Origin of the sequence: Legionella sp. PC997 (assembly GCF_014109825.1) — a bacterium.
Taxonomy (GTDB): Bacteria; Pseudomonadota; Gammaproteobacteria; order Legionellales; family Legionellaceae; genus Legionella.
Genome location: NZ_CP059576.1, coordinates 1,248,122 through 1,269,917, shown reverse-complemented (window position 1 = coordinate 1,269,917; position 21,796 = coordinate 1,248,122). Strand labels below are relative to the sequence as shown.

Here is a 21,796-nt window from a genome sequence, read left to right as displayed (position 1 = left end):
ATTCTCTTAGATAAATCAACAAATAAGATATTTTGTAATAATTTTCACTAATTTAGTAAAAAAATATCCAAATAGGTAAAAAATGATTTATAATACCCTGCTTTAAAATTTTTTATATCAGTTAAAAAAGAAATTTAGTATAAATAAAAAATATTTCAGATTTTTTAATTGAGAATGGTTTTAAATTATTGCAGATGAATATAACATAGCGTCACCCAAAAATATGACAACCTGTGAGAAACAAACAGCCCGTGAAAAAGAGTAAGATTGAAACAGACAAACCCATTAAAGATAGTGGTTATAGCCGAAGATTGAAAGACCGTCATGTGCAGCTAATTGCCTTGGGGGGAATTATCGGCTCAGGCTATTTTTTAGGTACCGGTGAAGTAATTAACCTGGTCGGACCTGCCGTGTTTCTAGCTTATATACTAGGCGGCTTAATTATTTTTCTCACCATGCTTTGCATGGGTGAGCTTGCTGTGGCAATTCCCATTTCAGGCTCCTTTGTTACTTATACCGCTGATTTTATATCTCCATCCGTTGCCTGTGGCGTAGGCTGGTCGTATTGGATAAGTTGGGTCGCCTATATCCCCGCAGAATGTGTTGCAGGGGGTATCATCATGGAAATGTTTACGGGTGTAAATGGTTATGTCTGGGCGGTTTGTTTTGGTTTACTAATTACCTATATTAATCTTGCGAAAGTAGATACTTTTGGTGAAATCGAATTTTGGCTGGCTTTAATTAAGATTTTAGCTTTATTTGGCTTTGTTATTTTGGCTGTTTTAATCTTCTTAGGCCTTATTCAGGGGCCAGGATCGGATGGATTTATTGGATCTAAATACATTTTCGGCGATGGAGGACTCCTTCCTAACGGTACCATGTCCTTATTAACCGCTATGGTTCTGCTGTTAGTCAACTATCAAGGCTCTGAAATCATTGGTCTTGCTGCAGGAGAATCAGAAAACCCTGCACGGATGATTCCCCATGCAATTCGCAATGTAACCTTAAGAATTCTTTTCATCTACATTATTCCGGTATTTTGCTTGGTATTAATTTTCCCTTGGCAAAAAGCTGGATTATCTAACTCCGTGTTTGCAGATGCCCTAAACTTTTACAATCTAAAGTGGGCTGGTGCTGTAACCAGTTTTGTGACACTGAGTGCAACCTTATCTTGTGCTAATTCAGGATTTTATGGCACAGTTCGTGCTCTGAATGCTTTGGCTCGTGATGGTATGGCGCCACATACTTTTGCCAAATTTAATCATAATTCAGTACCCCAAAATGCAATTATTGCTACCTTAATCACCATCTGGATTCTTTTAGGCGTTGGGTACTTTTTCGGACAGACCCAACTCTACATCGCCCTACTTCTTGTCTCTGGATTTACAGGAACTCTGGCTTGGATCTCCTTGTGCACTTCACAAATTCGGTTCAGGAATCGATTATACCAAGCTGGCTATACTACAGCGAACCTGCGCTATGTAACTCCATACTCTCCCTATACTGGGATCCTCGCAATCATCCTGATGTGTATTGCCTTATTCTTCCTTGTGTTGAATAAAGACCCTACTTATAAGCTTGCTTTTTACATAGGTATGGTTAGCTTTATTATTCCTATCATAATCTATAAGATTTTTGATTTATCAAAGAAAAGGAAAAAAGCACTACACCTCAAGACTCGTGTTAAATTCCAGGATCTCTTTCCCCCCGTTTAACAGATACAAGCCCAAACTAATTTGGGCTTGGCTTTTAAGAAAATCTCTTACTACAATAAATTTTAAATCGTTAGTGAGTGTTCTGTTTTGTTTTCTTTTTCAGGAGAAAATTGACTCTGAATCGTAGTAAATAATCCTTGAATGAAATTTTTATTTCTCTTGTGACAAAAAAAAGTACTTAATCCAGCTCGTGATCCCCTTTTCTCCTGCAATAAGTTAACACCCTCCTGACCTAAAGGATTTAAACAGATGTCTAATCGCTCTACTTGCTTTAACTTTTCGGGTTTCATTTTAGCTATTGCTTTAATAGTTAATTTATTATTGTTAAGAATTAATCCTCTAATGCTTTGATTTTCGTTAATTAAACTAATGGCACCGGCATCACCAATTATATTTGTGCCTACATCGAGAAAATTTAGTTTTTTATGCGCAGCCAAATACTTTACGCCTCTAAGAGTAATTTGATTATTGCTTAATATAAGTCGCCGTACATTATTTCGCGCTAAACTTTTTGCGCATTCATCATCAAGTTCATTATCGCTTAAAGTGAGCTGTTCAAGAGTTGAATTTCTAATAAAAAATTTTAAACCCCCGGCAGTAATGTTTTTGTTATATCCATTATTGTTGGAACTTAGATCTAATTTTTTAAGAGAGGTCATGTCAGCTAGTAAGCTCATACTTTTATCGGTGATTTTATTTGTTCGTAAGGAAAGTACTTCAATAGAGCTTAGTCTTGATAAGATTTTAACTTTGTCATCATCAATCATACAGCAATTCAATTTAATTCTTTTTAAATGGGTATTTGCGTTGATTGCATCAACCAGTTCGTACAAACATTCCTCGCTTATCTTTTGATCACTTAAGTCTAAACAAACTAAATCTGGTACATTATTTTGTAATAAGGCAATTGCTTCATTTAAGAGTATTTTTCTGTATCTAGGCATGAATGGCTCACATTTAATTCAAATTGGATTATAATTTAATTGCATATCCTTTTTTTGTACACAGATAAAGTATAGGTTTTAATCCATGGCTATATGGCAAGATGTTTACGCCCTTGATGATTGGCTTCTGATTTTAAAAAGTTGTAAACAACATGATGATCCAAATGCTGAAGAATTAATCAACAAACTATCTAATCTATTAGAAGAATATCATAATATTTCAAAAGTAAACTTAAAAAATATTAACACACGACAAAAAAAATTAGCACAAATAGCACAGCTTGCTCAGCAATATAAAGATTATTTAGGGGATCAATTTATAACCAAAGAACAAGAAAACGTAACTGAAGATAAATTTCCCTATGGATTTTTGGAATCAACTTCAAGCAAGCCACGAAAAGATACACGGCTGAAAGGCTCTATAGATCCCTGGATTCATGGATTACTACAAAGAGCTAACAAAAAAATAAATTACTTAGATAAATTGAAAGAGTATTATAAGCATGCAAATTCAAAATATGTCGATAAGAAATCGCTACTTAAGACACTCAAGACTGAAGAAAAAGAACATTGTAAACAGAAATTTTTTCGCTTAAGCAGTGGAACCTTATTGGAAAAGCAAGATCCAGTTCATCGTCCTATTGAATTTATGCTCGATGATTTAAAAAATAAACGCAATACTGCAGAATATCCAATGAATATGGCTTTTTATCAGTGGGTTGAAAGCAATACTAAAATTCCTTTTTTCTTATGGTTGGAACAACATCCTATTAGCACTTCCACTCGAGATATCAGTAATAATTGGCGTGGTTATTATAAAAATAAAATGGGCCCTGTTCATTATGAGTCTTCAGAAAACGTATCGGTACACATTGAACATGTGGATGGTGATTATAAATTAATGGCTCAAAAAATAAGCTCTGAGGATGTATTTGAATTAAATACCAATCAATTAGCTGATTTTGTCTTTAAGGTTGGTTGTCCGATCGGGGCAACTGCTTTTATTTGGGATATAAAAGATAAGAACCATTTCTATACACATATTCACGAATCTGGTACTTATCATCATTCCACGATGACTTCTGGTAAAAAGGTACGCGGTGCGGGGATGTGGTTAGTAGAGCATGGGAAAATAAAGTCTATTGATAATAACAGTGGTCATTACAAACCCACTTCATTATCTTTTTATAAGTTAATTTATTTCTTACACAATAAGAATCTACTGGATCCAGAGATACAAATCGCTGACTTACGTAGGCCTAAAAGACATATAGAAAAAGAGAATATTTTTTCTGGCTTCGAGAATGATTATACCCCCTTAAGCAGTTATCTAGAATGGGCAGAAAGTTTACCAGAAATTAAAAAATATTTACAAAAAAAAGGCATCCCGCCTTTAAGTGAACGATGCAGACTTGATACTAAAGAAATAAGTTCCCAAAAGCTTTAGTTTCCCTCTGAGCACTTAAAAAATTAATGTAACTTTTGTCCATTAGGTACTTTAGGTTCGGTGGTGATAAGGCATATCGCCCCATTCTCATCAGAAAATCCAACCAGCAAAAATTGGGAAGTGAAGCCGGCAATATTTTTTTCACCCAAGTTGACACATCCAACTACGGAGCGCCCCAATAAAGTTTCCGGGGTATAATGTGCAGTAACTTGTGCTGAGGTTTGTAATACGCCTATATCTTTGCCGAAATCCACCCATACTTTATAGGCTGGCTTCTTTGCACGAGGAAATTCTTCCACTTTAACCACGGTACCTGAGCGCAATTCAACTTTAGCAAAATCATCGAACGATATAATCATTTTAAAAACTCTTCCTCATAAATCAGGAGCATAAAAAGACTCATAAACCAATTAAGTTGCTGAGACAACACTATTGGTATTTAACTCAGGAACCAAGCTCTTTAATAAAATAAACAATTCATCGGTTTGATTTTCCTGGCAAGCGGTATTTAGTAAACGCATTGTTTGAATTAACTCGTCCCAATTAAGTTCACGGAATTTTGCCTTAAACAATTTTTCGTGTTCTGTCGAAGCCAATTGTTCGGACTCATGGAACAACTCTTCAAATAATTTCTCTCCGGGACGTAATCCGGTGTATTCAATCATAATGTCCTTTCCAGGCTCTTTTCCTGCTAAGCGAATCATTTGTTCTGCCAAATAGCTGATTTTAACAGGCTCTCCCATATCCAGAACGAAAATTTCTCCCCCGCTTCCATTGACCATAGCCTGCAAAATCAACTGACATGCTTCAGGGATAGTCATAAAATATCGTTGCATATCAGGATGGGTTACTTTTATAGGACCACCACTTTGCAATTGCTTTTGAAATAGGGGAACAACACTTCCCGCTGAACCCAAAACATTTCCAAAACGGACTGTAATGAATTGAGTGTTAACCCTCCCATTCAGATTCTGACAATAAATCTCAGCAACGCGTTTGGTAGTTCCCATAATGTTGGTAGGATTTACTGCCTTATCCGTAGAAATCAAAATAAACTTTCCAACCCCAACAGTAATACTAGCCTTTGCAACAATCTGGGTTCCAAGTACGTTATTTATTACCGCAACACGTATTTGATCCTGTAAAAGTGGAACATGCTTGTATGCTGCAGCATGAAACACTATTTCCGGTAAAAAATCAGCAAAGAGATGATTAATTGCTACTTCATCTGTAACACTGATCAATTTAAGTTCTAAAGGAATATCTGGGAAAGTTTGTCGCAGTTCAAGTTCAATTTGATATAAATTAAATTCGCTGTTTTCGACTATGGCCAAACTCTTAGGTTTAAGGGCTAAAATTTGCCGGCACAGCTCTGAACCAATTGATCCTCCCCCTCCAGTAACCAATACTCGTTTTCCAGCAATACCCGCTGTTAATCGGTCCCATTGTAAGTTTACCTGATCTCTACCTAATAGATCTTCGATATTAACTGGCCTTAATGCATTCACTTCCACTCGTCCAGCCGCTAAAGCATTGAGACCTGGTAGGGTACTGAACGGAGTCTGGCTTTCCTCACAGCAGGTCACAATACGGCGCATCAATGAAGAACTTGCTGATGGAATAGCAATAAAAATCAAATCAATATCATACTCTTTTACTCGCTCGGCAATTTGGCTCGTTGTTCCCAAAACCGGTATGCCATGAACTTCTAAACCACGTTTTGCTAAATTATCATCAATAAAACCTACTGGCAGGTACTGATTGGAACGTTTTAAATCACGACCAAGTCCTTCACCAGCCATCCCCGCCCCGATAATAAGAACCCTTTTCATTTCAGTTGCTTTATTCCATTTGGCTCGTTTATCCCAATAGATTCTTCTCAATATTCTAAAACTACAAAGAATAGTAGTTAAAATCAGACAATATAAAGGAAATACAGAGCGAGGAACTTCCTGAACTATCGAAGCTACATATAAAACAGGGATCGCCAACACAGTAGCAGAAAGAGTAGTCTTCAAAATTCGCATTACATCGTTCAATGAAAAAAAGCGCCACAAACCACGATATGTTTTAAAATAAAAGTAACAAGAAACTTGAATCGTAGTTAAAAGAGTTAAGGCAATAATGAAATGTGTCGAAGTAAATGTTTTAGGAGAAGGGTGCATGTTATAACGCAACCAATATGCTGTAAACCATGCTACTGGAATAGCAAGAATATCACAAAGAAAAACTGGTAATTTTTTATGCAGTTTTTGCAGAAATATTGGCATTTTGTGTATCATACAAGAATCATCCTTCACTCATTTTATTTTCTTATTATCGTAAGATAGTACACTATGTTGATATGTAACTCATCAAAAATCACTTCGCACTAAGGTATTCATTAATTCCACATCTATTTCTTTTCAAGTGAAAACAAAGAGGAATTTTCATATATTTCATAGCGATAAATTGAATCACGATTATCGGTCTTATAAGCTTTACTTAATTTATAGTCGTGATTGTTACTCAAAGCTTTTTTTAAACAAACATCGCTGGGGGTATATATTACTCTTCCTTGTTCAATAAGCGAAGTTAAAATGATAAATGCGGGTTTTTTATGCAGAACTTCCTTACAAAACTCCTCATACATGTGTTCCGCTGGAAAATGAGCCATTGTTACATTGTTTAAACAATATGAGTCAATAAAATTTAATGGGCTAGCATAAGGAATCAATCCGCTATCCGCTAAAACCACCCAATCGTTGGGAGATGCATAATTATTTAACCACTCTACTACCTTGCCACGTAATTGTTCTCCTTTAACTGGATTTTGGCTAAAATACTGGTAATCTGCCAAACTCATGGCTGGCACAAATAAAAACAAAACCACAAAAAAACTTAAATAAAAAAGCAATGCAAAAATGAAATCTTCTTTTTGTCTCAATGCAAAAACTATACTACGGATACCTTGTACGACCAGAGGAAGAATTAGGACAAATGCAGGTAAAAAGAGTCGATTATCAAATGCCACTACAGGATCGGCTTTTGCTAACATAATTAAATAAACAAGACTGGGTAACCACAAAAAATAATGCCGTTTATCCTGAGACTTGATGCAAGCAGGTAAAGACAACAGAGCTAAGGGCCAAATTAATTTGATATAATGAATATCCAAGGAAAAAGGGAAAGACTGCGATAATCCTTTACAATAGATTGAGTTGGGAAAAAAATATCCAAAATAAATAAGACGCCAAAGAAAATAAGGCCCATAAAACAATATGAGAGTGAGGCAAAATAGTAAAACGCCATACCCGTATTGTCCTATTTTTTCTTTAGGCCTATCCCAACACATCAGCAGGAAAAACAAAAACATAAATGCAGGTGCTTCAGGTCTTGTCATTCCCGCCAGAGCAAGCAAAATTCCAGCGTTTACAAAATAGACTATTCTTATGGCTGCACGTGCATTAGGAAAAGGGTTATATCCCAATCCTCTCAAACAACAATACACGGCTCCGCATATAAATGACTCATATACCGCAGTTTCCAAGCCACTCGTTGCCCATATAATCTGTCCTTTATAAAATAATAAACCCATACAGGGTAGAAGTGATTCTCGTGTGGAAAGCCAAAGTCTGGTAATTAAATAAATGAAGAAACAGGTAAACAATAGCCCTAACAGTCCAGCCATTTTCAAAACAATTACGGGGTTACCTTTTAATAGGAGTGTTAAAGCCCCTAAAGCGACAAAGCTAAAGTTAGAATACCCTTCTACTGGGGAAGTATTCACATTCCATAATATGCCCTCTCCTGCAGCCCAATGCTTGGCATAGCGCAAAGAAATATACATATCATCGATAGTAAATGGCCAAATTGCTTGAATCTGTAGAATAAATAAATAAATGAATAAAACAATTAGAATGCTGTCATACCAACGCACCCCAGATTTCATTGAGCCAAAGCCATAAACGTTAAAACTACAAAACACCAAAGATTGATTCGTGATAATCGATCACTTAAAAAAACTATAACAGGGTCATCATTTTCAATGTTCTGCGTAGCCAGCCAGGCAAAACGCCACAATGCAATTGCTGCAAATGGAACAGTTAGCATAAAATAAAACGACTCATCTCGAGCATAAATAATATAAAAAACGTAAGTAATGAAACTGGCAAAACCAATTACAAGAATTAGCCAGTGAAGCACTACAGGATTATATTTTTTCAATACCTTACGTGTAGCATGCTTAAGGCCTAATTGCATTTCCATTTGTCGTTTGTTTAAAGCAATAAAGAGGCTAAGCAATGTTGCAGTAACAATTAACCAAATAGAAATGGGTAAGCCGATACCCACCGTCCCTGCCAATACGCGTAGCATAAACCCTGCAGCAATACAGAGCACATCGACAATTGGAATCAATTTAAAAAGATGGTTATAGGCCACATTAATTACTAAATAAATGCAAAGTATAATTGCCAGTTTTTTAGAGATTAACCAACCTAAAGTAAGTCCAGTGAGGAGCAATAAAAACAACATAAAAATTGCTTCGGAAATAGAAACGCTTCCACTTGCTATTGGCCTATGTCGTTTGTGGGGATGTAAACTGTCTTCGGTTTTATCTTCGATGTCGTTATAAATGTATATGGCACTTGAAATCAAGCAAAAAGCTAAAGAAGCGAGTAAAGCAGGTATAAAATATCCAGGAGTGGGTGTATAACAAAATCCCAGCATCACAAAGACAGCTTTGGCCCAGTGGGACACACGAAGAAGCAGAAATAAATGTTTCAGCCTTTCCATGACACTCACTTTTTTTATATCATTTATCAATTCAATCACCTTATCTGTTCCTGTAAAAGATACAGCCCAGGCAACAAGGCAGCGCATAACTTACACATAAGTTAAACGACCTACATACCCAGCACATCCACCAAACGATAGTCATTTAGTTAAAAGTATCACAATCCTGAAAAAATGCATCATTTCAAAAGCTTAATCACTAAATAAAATATAAACTTTCAATATATTGAAGCAATTTAGTAAAAAATAATCAAATAACATTGCATTTATACAATTACGAAGTAAGATAAAATATACAAAAGGAATTATACACGTATATCAAATACCAAGAATGCCAATGGACGGGGGATATCATGCACTTTATTCTTACACCGGGACGTATTGAAAAATTTAACCGCCTTCGAAAAACCTATGAAGAAGAGAAACATGTTGATTTGAATGAAAAACCTTCCATGATAGGAACACCTATTTTTTTCGGCGGAACAGATGTTCTCAGTAGAAATAAACAGGTTTCATTCTTAGAAAAAGTAAACGCTGTTCTTAAAATACATTTGCTTCGCGAACAGGACATCAAAACCCCAGCACAACGGCAAGTATATATCATTGCCGCCCGATTTATGATTGCTGCCAGTCTTTATGTACAATCACAAATCGGAAGTTCAAAACGTAACTCTGCCTTATACCGCATTATTGAGAATAATTTAGGAGTTACAGACGAAAACTTCCTGGATGAGGAAGATAAAGAAACATGCTATTTAACTGCAGAGCGACTTATAAAAACGCCCCATGCTCTAGAACATGCTAATGTATTCCTCGAAAAAGAAGGACTCAAGCCATTTAGTGAGAGGGAGTGGAAACAGTTTGCAGATTATTTAGGCGAAATGTGCCATAAAAAAGAAGTTCCAGAGCAAATCAAAAAATTTCCCGTCATTTCAATCACGCAACCATTATTTGGTGCTGCTTTTGCTTATGTAGGAGCTACTGTAGGTGTCGTACTAGCAGAAGGAGCGACTAACTCGACCACGGCCATATCTCCTCGGGTTAAATTAACCGCACTGGTTGGAAGCACCTTATTGATTTTCAGTCCTGCAGGAGCTACCGGTGTCGCCCTCTTTGCCCCCGTGATTGCCACCAAACTTTTTACATCTTTTTGTACAATCAGTTTAGCGCATCTTATGGGAACCGCAGCTGGATATCTAGGACAAGGTGTAGGGATAGGAGTAGGTTTTCCATTTGATGCAGCATATAATTTACTTTGGTCTATTTGCTCCCTCATAAGTCGTCACTACAGTAAAACCCCTGAGCTTGCCCCCATTGATGGGATTCGCATTGTGGATGGGGCTACAATCATGGCGGGCATTCCTATTCAATGGGTTGCTGAAAATGCTCTACCTGAAGGGTGTACAAAAAAAATTGTGGAAATAACAGAAGAAGGCGAGATACGTATTGAAGGAGAAGAGATAAAAGACAGTCAAACTCCCATGCAAATTCCTCCTGAAGTAATTGAAGAGTTAAAGAAACAACTTGCAAGCCGCTCTACACAAGCATCCGAACCCACCAATGTCGAGCAAGAAAAAGATACAAAAGAAATTCAAAAAATAGAGGAAGCAGAAGAGATAGGAGGATCCTTCTCCCTCGTATAAGTTGTTGCATTTAATTTATTGAGATTCTAGAAAATTAAGAGAAAACTCAGAAATGCATTCTATTGCGATGCAATACCTTGCATTTCCGAGCTCCTGGGTTATGCTCCGTTTACCCAGGTTTCTTATTAAGGACGATTATCCACTTCTTTGCGCTGACTGGGCATAAAATCTTTTCGATCAAGGCCCATTGCTACTGCTAAAGCGCCTGCTACATAGATCGAAGAGTACGTACCGATTACAATACCAATGATCAATGCCAGGGAGAATCCATGAATAGCTTCTCCTCCATAAATAAACAGAGCAACCACCACAAAAAGCGTCAGCATGGATGTCATGATGGTACGTGATAAAGTTTGATTAATCGAAATATTCATAATTTCGATTGAACTGGAACGACGAATTTTGACAAAATTTTCACGCACCCTATCAAAAACTACAATAGTATCATTTAACGAGTAACCGATGACTGCCAACAAGCCCGCTAACGCTTTCAGATCAAATTCAATACCAAAAAAAGCAAAGATACCCAATATCAGCACAGGGTCATGAACTAAGGCGACAGCAGAACTCACTGCCAAACGGTATTCAAACCGCATGGCAATGTAAATCATCGTTGCTAACAAAGAAACAACAACAGCTAGGGCTCCTTTTGTCGCGAGTTCCTGTCCGACTTGTGGCCCAACAAAATCGACTCTTTGTTTTGAAGCACCCGGCAGAGCACTCATGACCTGCTCAACCAAGCGTGCTTGTTCTTTATCTTCTCGAGGAGCAATACTAATTAATACATCTTTAGAAGTACCGTAACTCACAACCTGAGCTTCCTTAAATCCTGCCTTACTCAAGCTTTCCCTAATTGAAGGTAGATCTGCAGCTGAGGAATAAGAAACCTCTATTTGAGTTCCACCTGTAAAATCAAGTCCCCACTTCAAACCATGAATCGCTAAAGCACCTATAGAAAGCACAAAGATCAATATGGAGAATATCGCCGTCCAACGACGAGCACCCATAAAGTCCACATTTGAATTTGGATTAAAAAATTCCATCTGAGCCTCGCCTTAAATACCAATAGATAATTTCTTAACAGCCCGACCACCATAGTACCAATTTACAATCCCTCGGGTGTAAGTGATACCCGTTAACATGGAGGTCAACAATCCTAAAGAAAGCGTTACAGCAAATCCACGTACAGGTCCTGTACCCACAGCAAACAAAATGATTGCTACGATTAAGGTGGTGACGTTCGCGTCAAGAATCGTAGAAAATGCACGCTCATATCCCGCATTAATTGCAGCCTGGGGTGATAATCCATGCCGTAATTCTTCACGAATACGCTCATAAATCAGTACGTTCGCATCTACTGCCATACCCACCGTTAATACAATTCCGGCTATACCTGGAAGCGTTAACGTTGCGTCAATCACCGAGAGTAAAGCACAAAGTAGAACTAGGTTAAGCAGTAGCGCAATATTAGCGATGAGACCGAAAAAACGGTAATAAACCAGCATCAATACTAAGATTAAGCCCATGCCAACTTGTAGTGAAATTATACCTCTACGGATATTTTCTTTACCTAAAGTTGGTCCGACGGTGCGTTCTTCTATGGGATAGATCGCAGCAGGCAACGCCCCTGCTCGAAGCAATAAAGCTAAATTACTTGCTTCTTTACTATCCGTAAGACCAGTAATCTGGAAATTATTTCCTAAAGCATTTTGAATAACTGGCGCACTAATAACACGCTCTTCTCTATGTGTAACTCTTTTCTCCACTCCATTTACAGTTTGTATGGAATTTTTTGTTTCAACATAGACAATAGCCATACGTTTACCAATATTTTCGCGAGTTACTTTGGTAAACAAACTTTCTCCGCCCCCACCGAGTTGTATTTGTACTGCAGGAGTAGCCGTCTGCTGATCATAACTGGAAACTGCTGAGGTAATTGAATCGCCACTCAATACCACTTGTCTTTTTAACAGAATAGGATGTCCATCCATTACCAGTAACTTATCATTGACGGGTATGGCTCCAGTTTGTTTTGCAATTTGCGGATCATTATCCTGATCCACCATATAAAATTGCAAGGTTGCAGTTCCACCAAGAATTTGCTTAGCACGGGCTGCATCTTGAATTCCAGGTAAGTCAACAGCAACACGAGTTGCCCCTTGTTGTTGTACTACCGCTTCACCAACTCCTAGTTCATTGACTCGATTTCGTAAAATACTCATTGTTTGTTCAATGGTGTTTTGACGCGTATTGTTCAACTCAACGGGTGAAATCGATATTAAAATTTCATTGCCTGTTTTACTTTTAACAAAAACGAGATCAGGCATTTTTTCCTTTAAACCCAAATAGGCATTATTCGTTGACTCACTATCACGGAAATGTAAATTTATCCCCTTGTCTGCTACATAACGAATACCGGTATATCGAATTCCAAGCTCTCGCAATTCTTGACTAATGTTTTTCATTACTCCTTCATAACGGCGGCTTATCACACTTTCCACATCAACCTCTAACAGGAAGTGTACTCCTCCTCGTAAGTCAAGACCTTGTTTCATTGGGGCTGCACGAATAGAGTCTAACCATCTTGGTGTGGATGGAGCCAAATTCAAGGCTACAGTGTATTGAGATCCCAAAGCATTCTTAATTGAATCGCGAGCTAACAACTGTGAATCTGTTGATGAGAACACAACTTCAACTGACTCAGCTTGAGTAATGAGTGATTTATACGGTAGATTACCTTTTTTTAAGATATCTTCTACCTGGTTTTTTAATTCATCATAATCCACAGGTGTTTCAGACGAAATTTGTACTACAGGATTTTCTGTATACAAATTAGGTATAGCGTAAATAAACCCAACAACTGCAATAATAATCAGCAGCAGGTTTTTCCATAAAGGATATTTATTTTGCATTTCCGTGTCCTGACCTTCTTAAAGCGATTTTAAAGTGCCTTTGGGCAATACCGTGCTCACTGCACCTCTTTGTATATTAATCTCTACACCTTCAGCAAGGCTGATTTTCATGTATTGCTCGTCTAGACTAACTACTTTAGCTAATATACCGCCTGAAGTAATAATCTCATCGCCTTTCTTTAAGCGGCTTATTAAATCACGGTGTTCTTTTGCTCTTTTGTTTTGGGGTCTTATAAGCATAAAGTAGAACAACACAAAAATAGCGGCGATCATAATGAGCGAAAAGCTTCCATCTGCTTGAGGCGCTGCTGTAGTCCCCGCTGCAGCTAGAGCATCACTAATAAAAAAACTCATATTGTCTCCTTTAATCTACTATTGATAATCGCGTGACATCATATAGGGAATTGGTCTTAAGGTAAATGAATCAACGCGGAAATTAAAACAGTTTTTCACAATAGCGGTTTTTATTTTGAACTATAATTCTCTCGAACTATTAAAAAGAAATTCAAATGAGCAAATCTAAGGACTATTCATAAAAAAAAATTTTTCTTCCATTCCAATGTTATCAAAGTGTAGCCTTAGGCAGCATAGAGTTACGCGAGTAGAATCTTTAGTTAGCCCAGTTTTACGTCCGTCATAGAACCTAGTCCATTAGCTAAATGGTAAATGGTGCGAAAGCCAGCCTGTCTTAATAGCATCCAAGCTCGCTTACTTCTTTGACCTGATTGGCAATAAACGAGAGTGGGTTGTAGAGGATTTAATTCATCAAGGCGGTCTGGCAACTCAGCCAAGGGAATGAATCGTCCTCCTAAATTATAATTTCTGTGTTCTGTCTCTGTTCTTACATCCAGCAATAATGCGTCAGTATTTTGTTGTAAAAAGCCGGGTAATGCATGTGAGGAAACTGCAAAAGACTCCATCTCATAGGAGGATACGCATTGAGAAAAAACACTTTTTTCCATTGTTTGGTCGTAAACACAGAACTGACATTGTTTATTTTTTACCAAATGAATCTTTTTTATCTCCATCGATAGAAAATCTATCCACAGCAAACGATTCAATAGAGAAACACCACTTTGGGTGATCCATTTAATAATTTCTGTCGCTTGCATGATCCCGAGCAAACCAGGAAGAGTCCCTAAAACCCCACCAGTCTGACAATTTCCAACTGAATCGGGGATTACTGGAAATAAACAGTGTAAACATGGGTTCTCTTTACCATAAAACAAGGAACAATGACCTTGAAATTGGTAAGCGCTGGCATAAACGTAAGGTTTTTGCAACCGATAGCAAATATCGTGAGTCAGGTAACGAGTATAAAAATTATCCGAGCAGTCAGCTACAAGATCATATTGTGAAATGATACCTTTTGCGTTCTCATCACTTAAACGAACGTCATAAGATTGGATGTTAATATTTGAATTCAAAGCCTCTAATTTCAGTTTTGCAGTGGCTGCTTTTAGTTGGTGGATGTCTTTTTCTTGGTAAAGTATTTGCCGATGTAAATTACTTTCCTCAATAACATCATCATCAATTATGCCTAAATTCCCTACCCCAGCACCAGCAAGGTACGGGAGTAACGTCGCTCCAATTCCTCCCGCGCCAACACATAATACACGTGCTCTTTGGAGTTTTTCTTGTCCTTGAAGACCTATCTCTTCTAATTTTATTTGCTGTATATAGCGTTGTACCTCGGATGAAACAGACATACTCAGCCCTCATTGTTCCATTAAATTTAAAAGCTTTAGGGTGGATTGTTGTGGATCTTCTGCTTCTGTAATTGCAGAAATAAGAGCAACACCTTGGATACCGGTAGCCACTACAGCAGGCATACGCTCAATATTAATTCCTCCTATAGCGACTAAAGGATAATGTAAGGTACGGGTCCAACGTTGTAAGCCTTCAATGCCTTGGGCGGTAAAAGACATTACTTTGCTTGTTGTTGGAAAAATAGGGCCAATTGCAATATATGAAGGACGCAGTGCATGCGCTCGTGCGACTTCGTAGTAACAATGAGTACTCACTCCCAGCAAAATCCCCTGCTTTCTAAGTGCCTCAAGATCTGCAGTATCCAAATCGGATTGTCCTAAATGCACTGCTTCAGCATTTAACTCTAAAGCCATTTCCCAGTAATCATTTATAAATAGAGTTGCCTGATACTTTTTAGCCAGGGCGATACTTCGCCGCATTTCTTCTTCTAGGCTTTTAGTTTGTTCTTTAACCCGTAATTGAATGGTTTTGACTCCAAGATTCAAAAGCCGTTCTACCCAAGAAAACCGATCAACCACTGGATAAAGACCTAAACGATGACATGGCTTAAATGGTTGCGGTGGATCGTATAATGGTTCGGAAGCAAGATAAGGTAAATCTGCTTCATCTTCTGGAAAAGCTCCATAATAAACATTATTTTGTCCTCGACGTACTGCCTGATGAACATACATTTTTGCAATGATTAATGCATCTTCAAGTAAATGGCCAAGAGCCAGTGCACCAGTAATTGCCGCGGAGAGAATCGAACGAAGTTCTGGATATTTTGAATCAGAAACACGATTTTGAGTGAGCCAAAAAGAAGTGGTTCCATTGGTCCAATAATCATGCTGACGTGAGGATTTCTGCATAGTCGATCCTAAGAGAAATACACTTTTAGCGCCAAAAGCTAGCAGTTTATGTGCCGCCTCTTGCATGGCTTGGTGCGTGTCTACTTGGCCATTTAAAATGACTTCAGCTTCACGTGTATTCAGCACCAAAACATCGGCAAAAGAAAATCTTACAGTACCCCTTTTCTCCTCACCATCCTTCCGTAATGATAAGTTAAAATCCCAAACTACTGGGCCGGTATAATGATTGAGAATTTGCAGGTCCTCGGTAGAAAATCTCTCTTCAATTTTGATGGCAGCAGGCCGATTCTCGATTTGAAATCGCTGTGTTGGCAACAGACCCAAGCCGCGAAAAGTTTTTTTATCTGCTTCATTATCCGTGTTGCACCACACAACGCTCATAATGCGGTCTCCTGATGCCAAAATGGCGTATCGATTAAAGGGGTACACGATTGTGCCGTAATTCGTTCAGGCATAAGGCCTGCTTCAAAAGCAGAACGTCCTGCGATGACTGCATGTGAAAAAGCTTCAGCCATGGTTACTGGATGAATCGATGAGGCCACCGCGCTATTTAATAAGACTGCATCAAAACCTAATTCCAGAATCCGTGTGGCATGAGAAGGTTTCCCGATTCCTGCATCGACAATCAGAGTAATATCAGATAATCGTTGGCGTAAGGTCTCCAATGCAAAGGGGTTTAGCAAGCCTTTTCCAGAACCTATAGGAGCGGCCCAAGGCATCAAAATCCTACATCCGCAATCAACTAATCGCTGACATAAAACTAAATCCTCCGTACAATAAGGGAATACTTCAAATCCTCGTTTCACTAATTCAGTAGCCGCATGCAGCAATTCAAAAGGCTCGGGTTGTAAACTGTAATCATCTCCTATTACTTCCAATTTAATCCAGGAAGTTTGAAATAATTCACGTGCCATTTCAGCTGTAGTAATAGCAGTTTGTGCGTCACGACAGCCCGCAGTATTAGGCAGTATATGGCAACCCAAAGAACGTACAGTCTGCCAAAATAAATCTCCCCCCATATTACAAGGCATTTGCCGTTTTAAAGACACCGTAATTACGTTCGTTTTAGAAGCTCGAACAGCCTCGGTCATTACCTCAAGTGATGGATAGCCTGCTGTACCTAGAAGTAATCGGCTTGTTAACGGTTTATCTGCTAAATACCACATACCCTATCCTCCCTGCATCGGAACAATCAAATCAATACGGTCTCCTTCACACAATATAGTGTTGGAAAACATAGGTTTAGGAACGAACTGATTATTTATTGCTATTGCTACATGCGCAGCAATACCTTCGATTTGCTCAAGCAGTTCCTGTAAGGTACAAGATGAATCAAGAGTGAAGGATTTATCATTTATAAAAATGATCATGAATAAGCCTCCCAAAGCTCAGGGTAACAAAGGTCTTTTTGATTGCTCTTTAGTCCACGTAAAATTTCTTCTACTAATGCCGGAGCAATTAAATATCCATGCCGATAGAGTCCATTAACAGCAATAAATTGTTGGGCATATCTTATACGTGGCTGATGGTGGACTAAAGTCGGACGGCAATGTGTTACTGTCTTAATTATCCGTGCTTCAGCAAAACCTCTGTGCACGTAGTAGGCAGCAGTTAATAATTCAAGTGTTGTACGCACTGAAATAGGACTGAAGTCTTCTGTTTCTAATTCGCTGGCGCCGATAAGGTAATAAGAGTTAGGACGAGGTGCAATATAAATATTATATCGTGGATGCAAAAGACGTATCGGCCTGTTTAATTGAACATCCGGTGCATACAGCCAAAGAAGTTCACCACGAAGCCCACGTAAATTTGGAAAAGTACTTTTGGCTCCAAGTCCTCTGCAATCAAAAACAAAATCAAATGGATAAAGCGCTCCTCCTGTTTCTATCTTGCCTGGATGCACCCAAGAAACAAAACTATAATCTCGCCAGATAACACCGCACTGACAAAGATGTTTTTTAAGTTCCTGCAACAAGGTCTGATTATCAAGTTGTGCTTCTTTGGGAAAATAATAAGCCATTTTTAAATGATTCAGTTCTGGTTCCAGTTGACTTAGTTCATTTTGAGGGAGCAACTGATAACAGGAATCGCTTAATTTATTTACAATTCTGGAACTAAATTGCTGCCATTCTGCTTTATCTTGGGGATGATGCACTACAAGAGATCCTTTTTGGCAAAAATATACGGGCACCTCTAACTGGTTTAGAATGGACTCCCATAAAACGTCAACTGACTCCATACCCAAATTAAAAATCATTTGGTCCGCCTTATCGAGTTCAGACATGGGTGACAAAAGTCCTGCTGCTGCATTACTGCAATTATTAAAAAATCCTTCTGCCTCGAATAATGTCACTTGCCAGCCTTCGTTTTTTAAACGTAAAGCTAATAAACATCCCATAACTCCAGCACCAACAACAGCAACGTTTTTCATTTAATGAATCACTTTTCAATATTACAGCCTGAGTGCAGCCGCACATAGGCTGCATCCTTAATTTCATTCACTAACACAACATGCAATGGGTTCTAGGTCAGAATGAGGAGTTTTAGGAAGGAACTCATTTGTATAACAAGAATTAACTGCAAAAGATTCATTGATAATTCCCAAATGCTTGCCGAACCGCTCTACCTTATTCCAATCACGCTCCACATTTAAAAGCGTGCGCGAGAAAAAAGGTAAACTACGGATGAAAATTGTATGGTACATAGGAGTTCTTAATTGAGGCTTTGCCCTACATAAAAGTTCATAGGCTTCGTCGGGATTTTCGGTGGTAAAGGCCGCACCACGTTGGGTGGCATTGAGAAATCCTTTAAGAAGTTCTGGCTTTTTTAACATGCGTTCTGGCACAATAAATTGAATGGAGCAAAAACAACAACAGCCTAATCCGGCAAGCTGATCGATACGCAGAAATACCGTTTCACCTCGTAAATGTTCTAACTCAACTTTCTGAAAATTAATAAAACCAATTCCTGTATCTATGAGGTCACGACAAATAGCATCAGTAACATTCATGCCGATGCGAACTGTTTCATAACTTGAAGGATCAATCCCAGCTAAAGTTGCCAAATTATCAATAATGATTTTGCCAAACTCACCAATATAACCAACTCGTTTACCAACAATATCCTGAAAAGATTGAATGCCACTGGATTTAAGGGCAATGAGTCCAGTAGGAGGTTCATCCAATAATGTACCAATTGAGGTAACAGCATAGCCTTTTGCACGAGCAGCTAAGGTATGAATCATAGCTTTGACCCCAAAATCAACATGCCCCATTCCCACAATTTCGGTCACATCGCTAGGATCGCTTGGCTCTAAAATCGCCAGCTTAATACCCTCCTGTTGATAATAACCTAACGCATGGGCAACAAAGATGGGGGTATGATAAGGGTTTGCATACCAATTAAGTAGTAAGGTAGTTCTCGTAGATAACGCGCTCATGCCATAGCTCCTTGTATTAATAAATAAAATAGGATGGCTAGAGGTATCGCGCTAAGACTTAATAGAAGAAAGAATCTGCATTCCGCGAGTCGTAAAACTTAACAGAGCCCCCATCATTTGGATACAAAGTACTCTGAAATTAACTGGCTTAAATAATACAGATTTAAGGCGTTCTTACGCTGGTATGAACCAGATCAAGTTCAACGGGTATTTCTCAGTCGTTAATAACGACACCCCGCGCCATCAAATTGTCCGTAATGCTATCGGGTATGGAAAAAACTGTCAAACATTATTAGATACCCCTCTCATCCGCTTACAGACACTTTCTCTCCAAAAGGAAGCAGAGAACATAGCTCCCCCTCCCCTTTTCATGAAAATACATCTTTAAGGCAGTGAGGGTTAAAGTGACGGGTTAGAGGTCAACAACTTGAATCATAAATTTTGCACATAAAACACATTATGTTGGATCAAAAATCGCTGACATAATAAAGGAGTATGATGCAACAGATGGTGTAAATAAGCCCGGGTAAATTGTTGCGAGCATGTAGGACAAACACAGTCTGCATCGATCATTTCAAAGTCCATTGCTGCTTTTGAATCCATTAGGTCTAAAGTACCAGTGTGGCTGTATACTCTTCCTTGTATAGCTGCTTGTGCTGGCTCATCCGTCTCAATAAATTCTATCCCCTGTTGAAGCAAGCCCTGGATTAACTCAGAATCAAAACAGCCCGCTACATAACGAGGGATATTGGCCCATTGGTCTAATTTTGCACCATTCGGTTCATTCAAAATTTTAAAATAAACCCCATGGGGTAGAATAACCGTATGCTTTTCTAAGTCATCACTATGAAGAAAGGGGATGATATCCTCATTCCAATTATCCCAAATTTGTGGAAAATCACGCATGATATTTTGGGGCAAGAGTATTGCGTTAGGCTTAAGATGCTTGATCAGTTCGATAAGTTCCACAGCGGTCAATTTGATTCGAGAACCATCATAAGGAGACTTGAGAACATAAACTTTTTCTTTATTGGCAACAAGTGAGGCGGCATTGATTATCATAACCCCTGGACATGCCAGATAATGCGCTAAATTAGATATTTTTTTAAGTACATTTTGACCAGGCTTATACAACAAACTTTCTAAGGAATAAGATGCTGCGGTAACCTTTGCCTCTTGCCAATTGGCCATTGTGAGGCACAAACCGGCCTCTGAAGTTAAAACAGGGATAAAATTTTGTATTGCAGCCAACATTCCTGATCTCCTGATTTACAGCAATAAACTGGTGTCGCCATAACTAAAAAACCTGTATCTTTTTTCAATTGCTTCCTGGTAAAGCATCATTGCTTGTTTATGGCCAATAAATGCTGAAACGAGCATTAATAAAGTAGACTCAGGCAAGTGAAAATTAGTCATTAATCCATCGCAAATCTTAAACTCATATCCTGGGTAAATAAAGATATCTGTGTCTTTATTACAAGGCGTCAGTGTTCCATTTTGTGCAGCACTCTCAAGACTACGCAAAGCGGTTGTCCCTACTGCAATTACACGATTTCCCGCAGCCTTCGTGAGGTGTACTGCCTCACACAATTCAGCACTTATTGTAAAGTGCTCACTATGCATTTTATGATCTTTGATATTATCACATCGAACCGGTCTAAATGTTCCTGCTCCTACATGTAACGTAAGATAGGCTACACTAACTCCTCTTGAACGTATGCTTGATAATACGTGTTCATCAAAATGTAAACCTGCTGTGGGAGCTGCCACAGATCCTTCATATTTTGCATAAACGGTTTGATAACGATTCTGATCCAAAATTTCATCATTTCGGGTAATATAGGGGGGTAATGGAATATGTCCTATTCCATTCAATAAATTCAAGACATCCATATCAGCTTGGCAAAGAAATAAATCATCATCTCGATCGATCACTTTAATTTCTTTATTCTGCTCTAACTTGATAATTGAGCCCGCCTTCAACGCTTTACTGGCTTTAATGTGAGCGAGAAAAGTAGACTCGCTAGTAATCCGTTCAACCAATAACTCTACTTTTCCACCTGTAGTTTTATGGCCATAAAGTCTGGCTGGTATTACCTTGGAATCATTCATTACCAATAAATCGCCAGGATTTAAAAAATCTGCTATTTCACGAAACTGATAATGACCATATTCACCATTCTGTCGGTTATAGATTAAAAGACGTGAGTCACTGCGATTAGCCAATGGATACTGCGCAATGAGTTCTGGGGGTAAGTCAAAGTAAAAATCCTGTTTATTCATAGAGCAACCTGAAAATAAA

At 38.4% G+C, this 21,796-nt stretch carries 19 protein-coding genes and 1 riboswitch; of the genes, 3 read left to right on the top strand and 16 right to left on the bottom strand.

Annotated elements, in window-relative coordinates; all coding sequences use genetic code 11:
* The first annotated feature begins 233 nt into the window (after window positions 1-233).
* Window positions 234-1,715 carry an amino acid permease gene (locus HBNCFIEN_RS05295; protein WP_370530110.1) on the top strand — a complete coding sequence of 494 codons (1,482 nt, stop codon included), beginning with the start codon at window positions 234-236 and terminating at the stop codon, window positions 1,713-1,715.
* 62 nt (window positions 1,716-1,777) lie between these two features.
* Here HBNCFIEN_RS05295 and HBNCFIEN_RS05290 read toward each other — a convergent pair whose 3' ends face one another.
* Window positions 1,778-2,659, bottom strand: coding sequence for a hypothetical protein (locus HBNCFIEN_RS05290; RefSeq protein ID WP_182393032.1), 882 nt, complete (start codon window positions 2,657-2,659; stop codon window positions 1,778-1,780).
* An 85-nt stretch (window positions 2,660-2,744) separates the two neighbouring features.
* Here HBNCFIEN_RS05290 and HBNCFIEN_RS05285 point away from each other — a divergent pair, with 85 nt between their 5' ends.
* Window positions 2,745-4,106 (top strand): hypothetical protein, encoded by a 1,362-nt coding sequence (locus HBNCFIEN_RS05285; protein WP_182393031.1) that lies wholly within the window; start codon window positions 2,745-2,747, stop codon window positions 4,104-4,106.
* 23 nt (window positions 4,107-4,129) lie between these two features.
* On the opposite strand, the gene HBNCFIEN_RS05280 is transcribed toward HBNCFIEN_RS05285, so the two are convergent.
* The 4 genes from HBNCFIEN_RS05280 to HBNCFIEN_RS05265 form a co-directional block, all read right to left on the bottom strand.
* Complete coding sequence (locus HBNCFIEN_RS05280; protein WP_182393030.1) at window positions 4,130-4,465, bottom strand: tRNA-binding protein; 336 nt, start codon at window positions 4,463-4,465, stop codon at window positions 4,130-4,132.
* 51 nt (window positions 4,466-4,516) lie between these two features.
* Window positions 4,517-6,388: a nucleoside-diphosphate sugar epimerase/dehydratase gene (locus HBNCFIEN_RS05275; protein ID WP_182393029.1), complete on the bottom strand. Its 1,872-nt coding sequence runs from the start codon at window positions 6,386-6,388 to the stop codon at window positions 4,517-4,519.
* A 113-nt stretch (window positions 6,389-6,501) separates the two neighbouring features.
* A complete protein-coding gene (locus tag HBNCFIEN_RS05270) occupies window positions 6,502-8,037 on the bottom strand; it encodes a protein LphB (protein ID WP_182393028.1) in 1,536 nt (511 codons plus the stop codon).
* Window positions 8,034-8,921 carry a decaprenyl-phosphate phosphoribosyltransferase gene (locus tag HBNCFIEN_RS05265; protein WP_182393616.1) on the bottom strand — a complete coding sequence of 296 codons (888 nt, stop codon included), beginning with the start codon at window positions 8,919-8,921 and terminating at the stop codon, window positions 8,034-8,036. The genes HBNCFIEN_RS05270 and HBNCFIEN_RS05265 overlap by 4 nt, the downstream gene beginning before the upstream one ends.
* A 314-nt stretch (window positions 8,922-9,235) precedes the next feature.
* Between HBNCFIEN_RS05265 and HBNCFIEN_RS05260 the strand changes: the two genes are divergently transcribed.
* Complete coding sequence (locus tag HBNCFIEN_RS05260) at window positions 9,236-10,525, top strand: hypothetical protein (protein ID WP_182393027.1); 1,290 nt, start codon at window positions 9,236-9,238, stop codon at window positions 10,523-10,525.
* Between the two features lie 125 nt (window positions 10,526-10,650).
* Here the strand turns inward: HBNCFIEN_RS05260 and secF are convergent, their stop codons facing one another.
* The 11 genes from secF to queA form a co-directional block, all read right to left on the bottom strand.
* On the bottom strand, window positions 10,651-11,568 hold the full coding sequence (secF, locus tag HBNCFIEN_RS05255) for a protein translocase subunit SecF (RefSeq protein ID WP_182393026.1): 918 nt from the start codon (window positions 11,566-11,568) through the stop codon (window positions 10,651-10,653).
* Between the two features lie 12 nt (window positions 11,569-11,580).
* Window positions 11,581-13,437: a protein translocase subunit SecD gene (gene secD / locus HBNCFIEN_RS05250; RefSeq protein ID WP_182393025.1), complete on the bottom strand. Its 1,857-nt coding sequence runs from the start codon at window positions 13,435-13,437 to the stop codon at window positions 11,581-11,583.
* 18 nt (window positions 13,438-13,455) lie between these two features.
* Window positions 13,456-13,791 (bottom strand): preprotein translocase subunit YajC, encoded by a 336-nt coding sequence (yajC, locus tag HBNCFIEN_RS05245; RefSeq protein ID WP_182393024.1) that lies wholly within the window; start codon window positions 13,789-13,791, stop codon window positions 13,456-13,458.
* A 260-nt stretch (window positions 13,792-14,051) separates the two neighbouring features.
* Window positions 14,052-15,146 carry a HesA/MoeB/ThiF family protein gene (locus HBNCFIEN_RS05240; RefSeq protein ID WP_182393023.1) on the bottom strand — a complete coding sequence of 365 codons (1,095 nt, stop codon included), beginning with the start codon at window positions 15,144-15,146 and terminating at the stop codon, window positions 14,052-14,054.
* A 9-nt stretch (window positions 15,147-15,155) separates the two neighbouring features.
* The gene (thiE, locus tag HBNCFIEN_RS05235; RefSeq protein WP_182393022.1) at window positions 15,156-16,436 is read right to left on the bottom strand and encodes a thiamine phosphate synthase; all 1,281 of its coding nucleotides are present in this window, start codon (window positions 16,434-16,436) and stop codon (window positions 15,156-15,158) included.
* Window positions 16,433-17,221, bottom strand: coding sequence for a thiazole synthase (locus HBNCFIEN_RS05230; protein ID WP_182393021.1), 789 nt, complete (start codon window positions 17,219-17,221; stop codon window positions 16,433-16,435). The genes thiE and HBNCFIEN_RS05230 overlap by 4 nt, the downstream gene beginning before the upstream one ends.
* Window positions 17,222-17,224: 3 nt before the next feature.
* Window positions 17,225-17,425: a sulfur carrier protein ThiS gene (gene thiS, locus HBNCFIEN_RS05225; protein WP_182393020.1), complete on the bottom strand. Its 201-nt coding sequence runs from the start codon at window positions 17,423-17,425 to the stop codon at window positions 17,225-17,227.
* The gene (locus tag HBNCFIEN_RS05220; protein WP_182393019.1) at window positions 17,422-18,486 is read right to left on the bottom strand and encodes an FAD-dependent oxidoreductase; all 1,065 of its coding nucleotides are present in this window, start codon (window positions 18,484-18,486) and stop codon (window positions 17,422-17,424) included. Before HBNCFIEN_RS05220 ends, thiS begins: the two co-directional genes overlap by 4 nt.
* Window positions 18,487-18,549: 63 nt before the next feature.
* Window positions 18,550-19,494, bottom strand: a complete 945-nt coding sequence (locus HBNCFIEN_RS05215) for an ABC transporter substrate-binding protein (protein WP_182393018.1) — start codon at window positions 19,492-19,494, stop codon at window positions 18,550-18,552.
* Window positions 19,495-19,648: 154 nt separating this feature from the next.
* A riboswitch (TPP riboswitch) is annotated at window positions 19,649-19,742 on the bottom strand.
* 184 nt (window positions 19,743-19,926) lie between these two features.
* Window positions 19,927-20,748, bottom strand: coding sequence for a tRNA-guanine transglycosylase (locus HBNCFIEN_RS05210; RefSeq protein ID WP_182393017.1), 822 nt, complete (start codon window positions 20,746-20,748; stop codon window positions 19,927-19,929).
* A 15-nt stretch (window positions 20,749-20,763) separates the two neighbouring features.
* A complete protein-coding gene (gene queA / locus HBNCFIEN_RS05205) occupies window positions 20,764-21,777 on the bottom strand; it encodes a tRNA preQ1(34) S-adenosylmethionine ribosyltransferase-isomerase QueA (protein WP_182393016.1) in 1,014 nt (337 codons plus the stop codon).
* Window positions 21,778-21,796 lie beyond the last annotated feature (19 nt).

What these genes read in the sequence shown, in the direction of transcription:
- yajC (WP_182393024.1), bottom strand. Translation starts at nt 13,791, where the DNA reads ATGAGTTTTTTTATTAGTGATGCTCTAGCTGCAGCGGGGACTACAGCA.
- HBNCFIEN_RS05215 (WP_182393018.1), bottom strand. Translation starts at nt 19,494, where the DNA reads ATGAGCGCGTTATCTACGAGAACTACCTTACTACTTAATTGGTATGCA.
- thiS (WP_182393020.1), bottom strand. Translation starts at nt 17,425, where the DNA reads ATGATCATTTTTATAAATGATAAATCCTTCACTCTTGATTCATCTTGT.
- queA (WP_182393016.1), bottom strand. Translation starts at nt 21,777, where the DNA reads ATGAATAAACAGGATTTTTACTTTGACTTACCCCCAGAACTCATTGCG.
- HBNCFIEN_RS05275 (WP_182393029.1), bottom strand. Translation starts at nt 6,388, where the DNA reads ATGATACACAAAATGCCAATATTTCTGCAAAAACTGCATAAAAAATTA.
- HBNCFIEN_RS05280 (WP_182393030.1), bottom strand. Translation starts at nt 4,465, where the DNA reads ATGATTATATCGTTCGATGATTTTGCTAAAGTTGAATTGCGCTCAGGT.
- HBNCFIEN_RS05290 (WP_182393032.1), bottom strand. Translation starts at nt 2,659, where the DNA reads ATGCCTAGATACAGAAAAATACTCTTAAATGAAGCAATTGCCTTATTA.
- HBNCFIEN_RS05220 (WP_182393019.1), bottom strand. Translation starts at nt 18,486, where the DNA reads ATGAAAAACGTTGCTGTTGTTGGTGCTGGAGTTATGGGATGTTTATTA.
- HBNCFIEN_RS05260 (WP_182393027.1), top strand. Translation starts at nt 9,236, where the DNA reads ATGCACTTTATTCTTACACCGGGACGTATTGAAAAATTTAACCGCCTT.
- HBNCFIEN_RS05285 (WP_182393031.1), top strand. Translation starts at nt 2,745, where the DNA reads ATGGCTATATGGCAAGATGTTTACGCCCTTGATGATTGGCTTCTGATT.
- secF (WP_182393026.1), bottom strand. Translation starts at nt 11,568, where the DNA reads ATGGAATTTTTTAATCCAAATTCAAATGTGGACTTTATGGGTGCTCGT.
- HBNCFIEN_RS05270 (WP_182393028.1), bottom strand. Translation starts at nt 8,037, where the DNA reads ATGAAATCTGGGGTGCGTTGGTATGACAGCATTCTAATTGTTTTATTC.
- secD (WP_182393025.1), bottom strand. Translation starts at nt 13,437, where the DNA reads ATGCAAAATAAATATCCTTTATGGAAAAACCTGCTGCTGATTATTATT.
- thiE (WP_182393022.1), bottom strand. Translation starts at nt 16,436, where the DNA reads ATGAGCGTTGTGTGGTGCAACACGGATAATGAAGCAGATAAAAAAACT.
- HBNCFIEN_RS05230 (WP_182393021.1), bottom strand. Translation starts at nt 17,221, where the DNA reads ATGTGGTATTTAGCAGATAAACCGTTAACAAGCCGATTACTTCTAGGT.
- HBNCFIEN_RS05210 (WP_182393017.1), bottom strand. Translation starts at nt 20,748, where the DNA reads ATGTTGGCTGCAATACAAAATTTTATCCCTGTTTTAACTTCAGAGGCC.
- HBNCFIEN_RS05240 (WP_182393023.1), bottom strand. Translation starts at nt 15,146, where the DNA reads ATGTCTGTTTCATCCGAGGTACAACGCTATATACAGCAAATAAAATTA.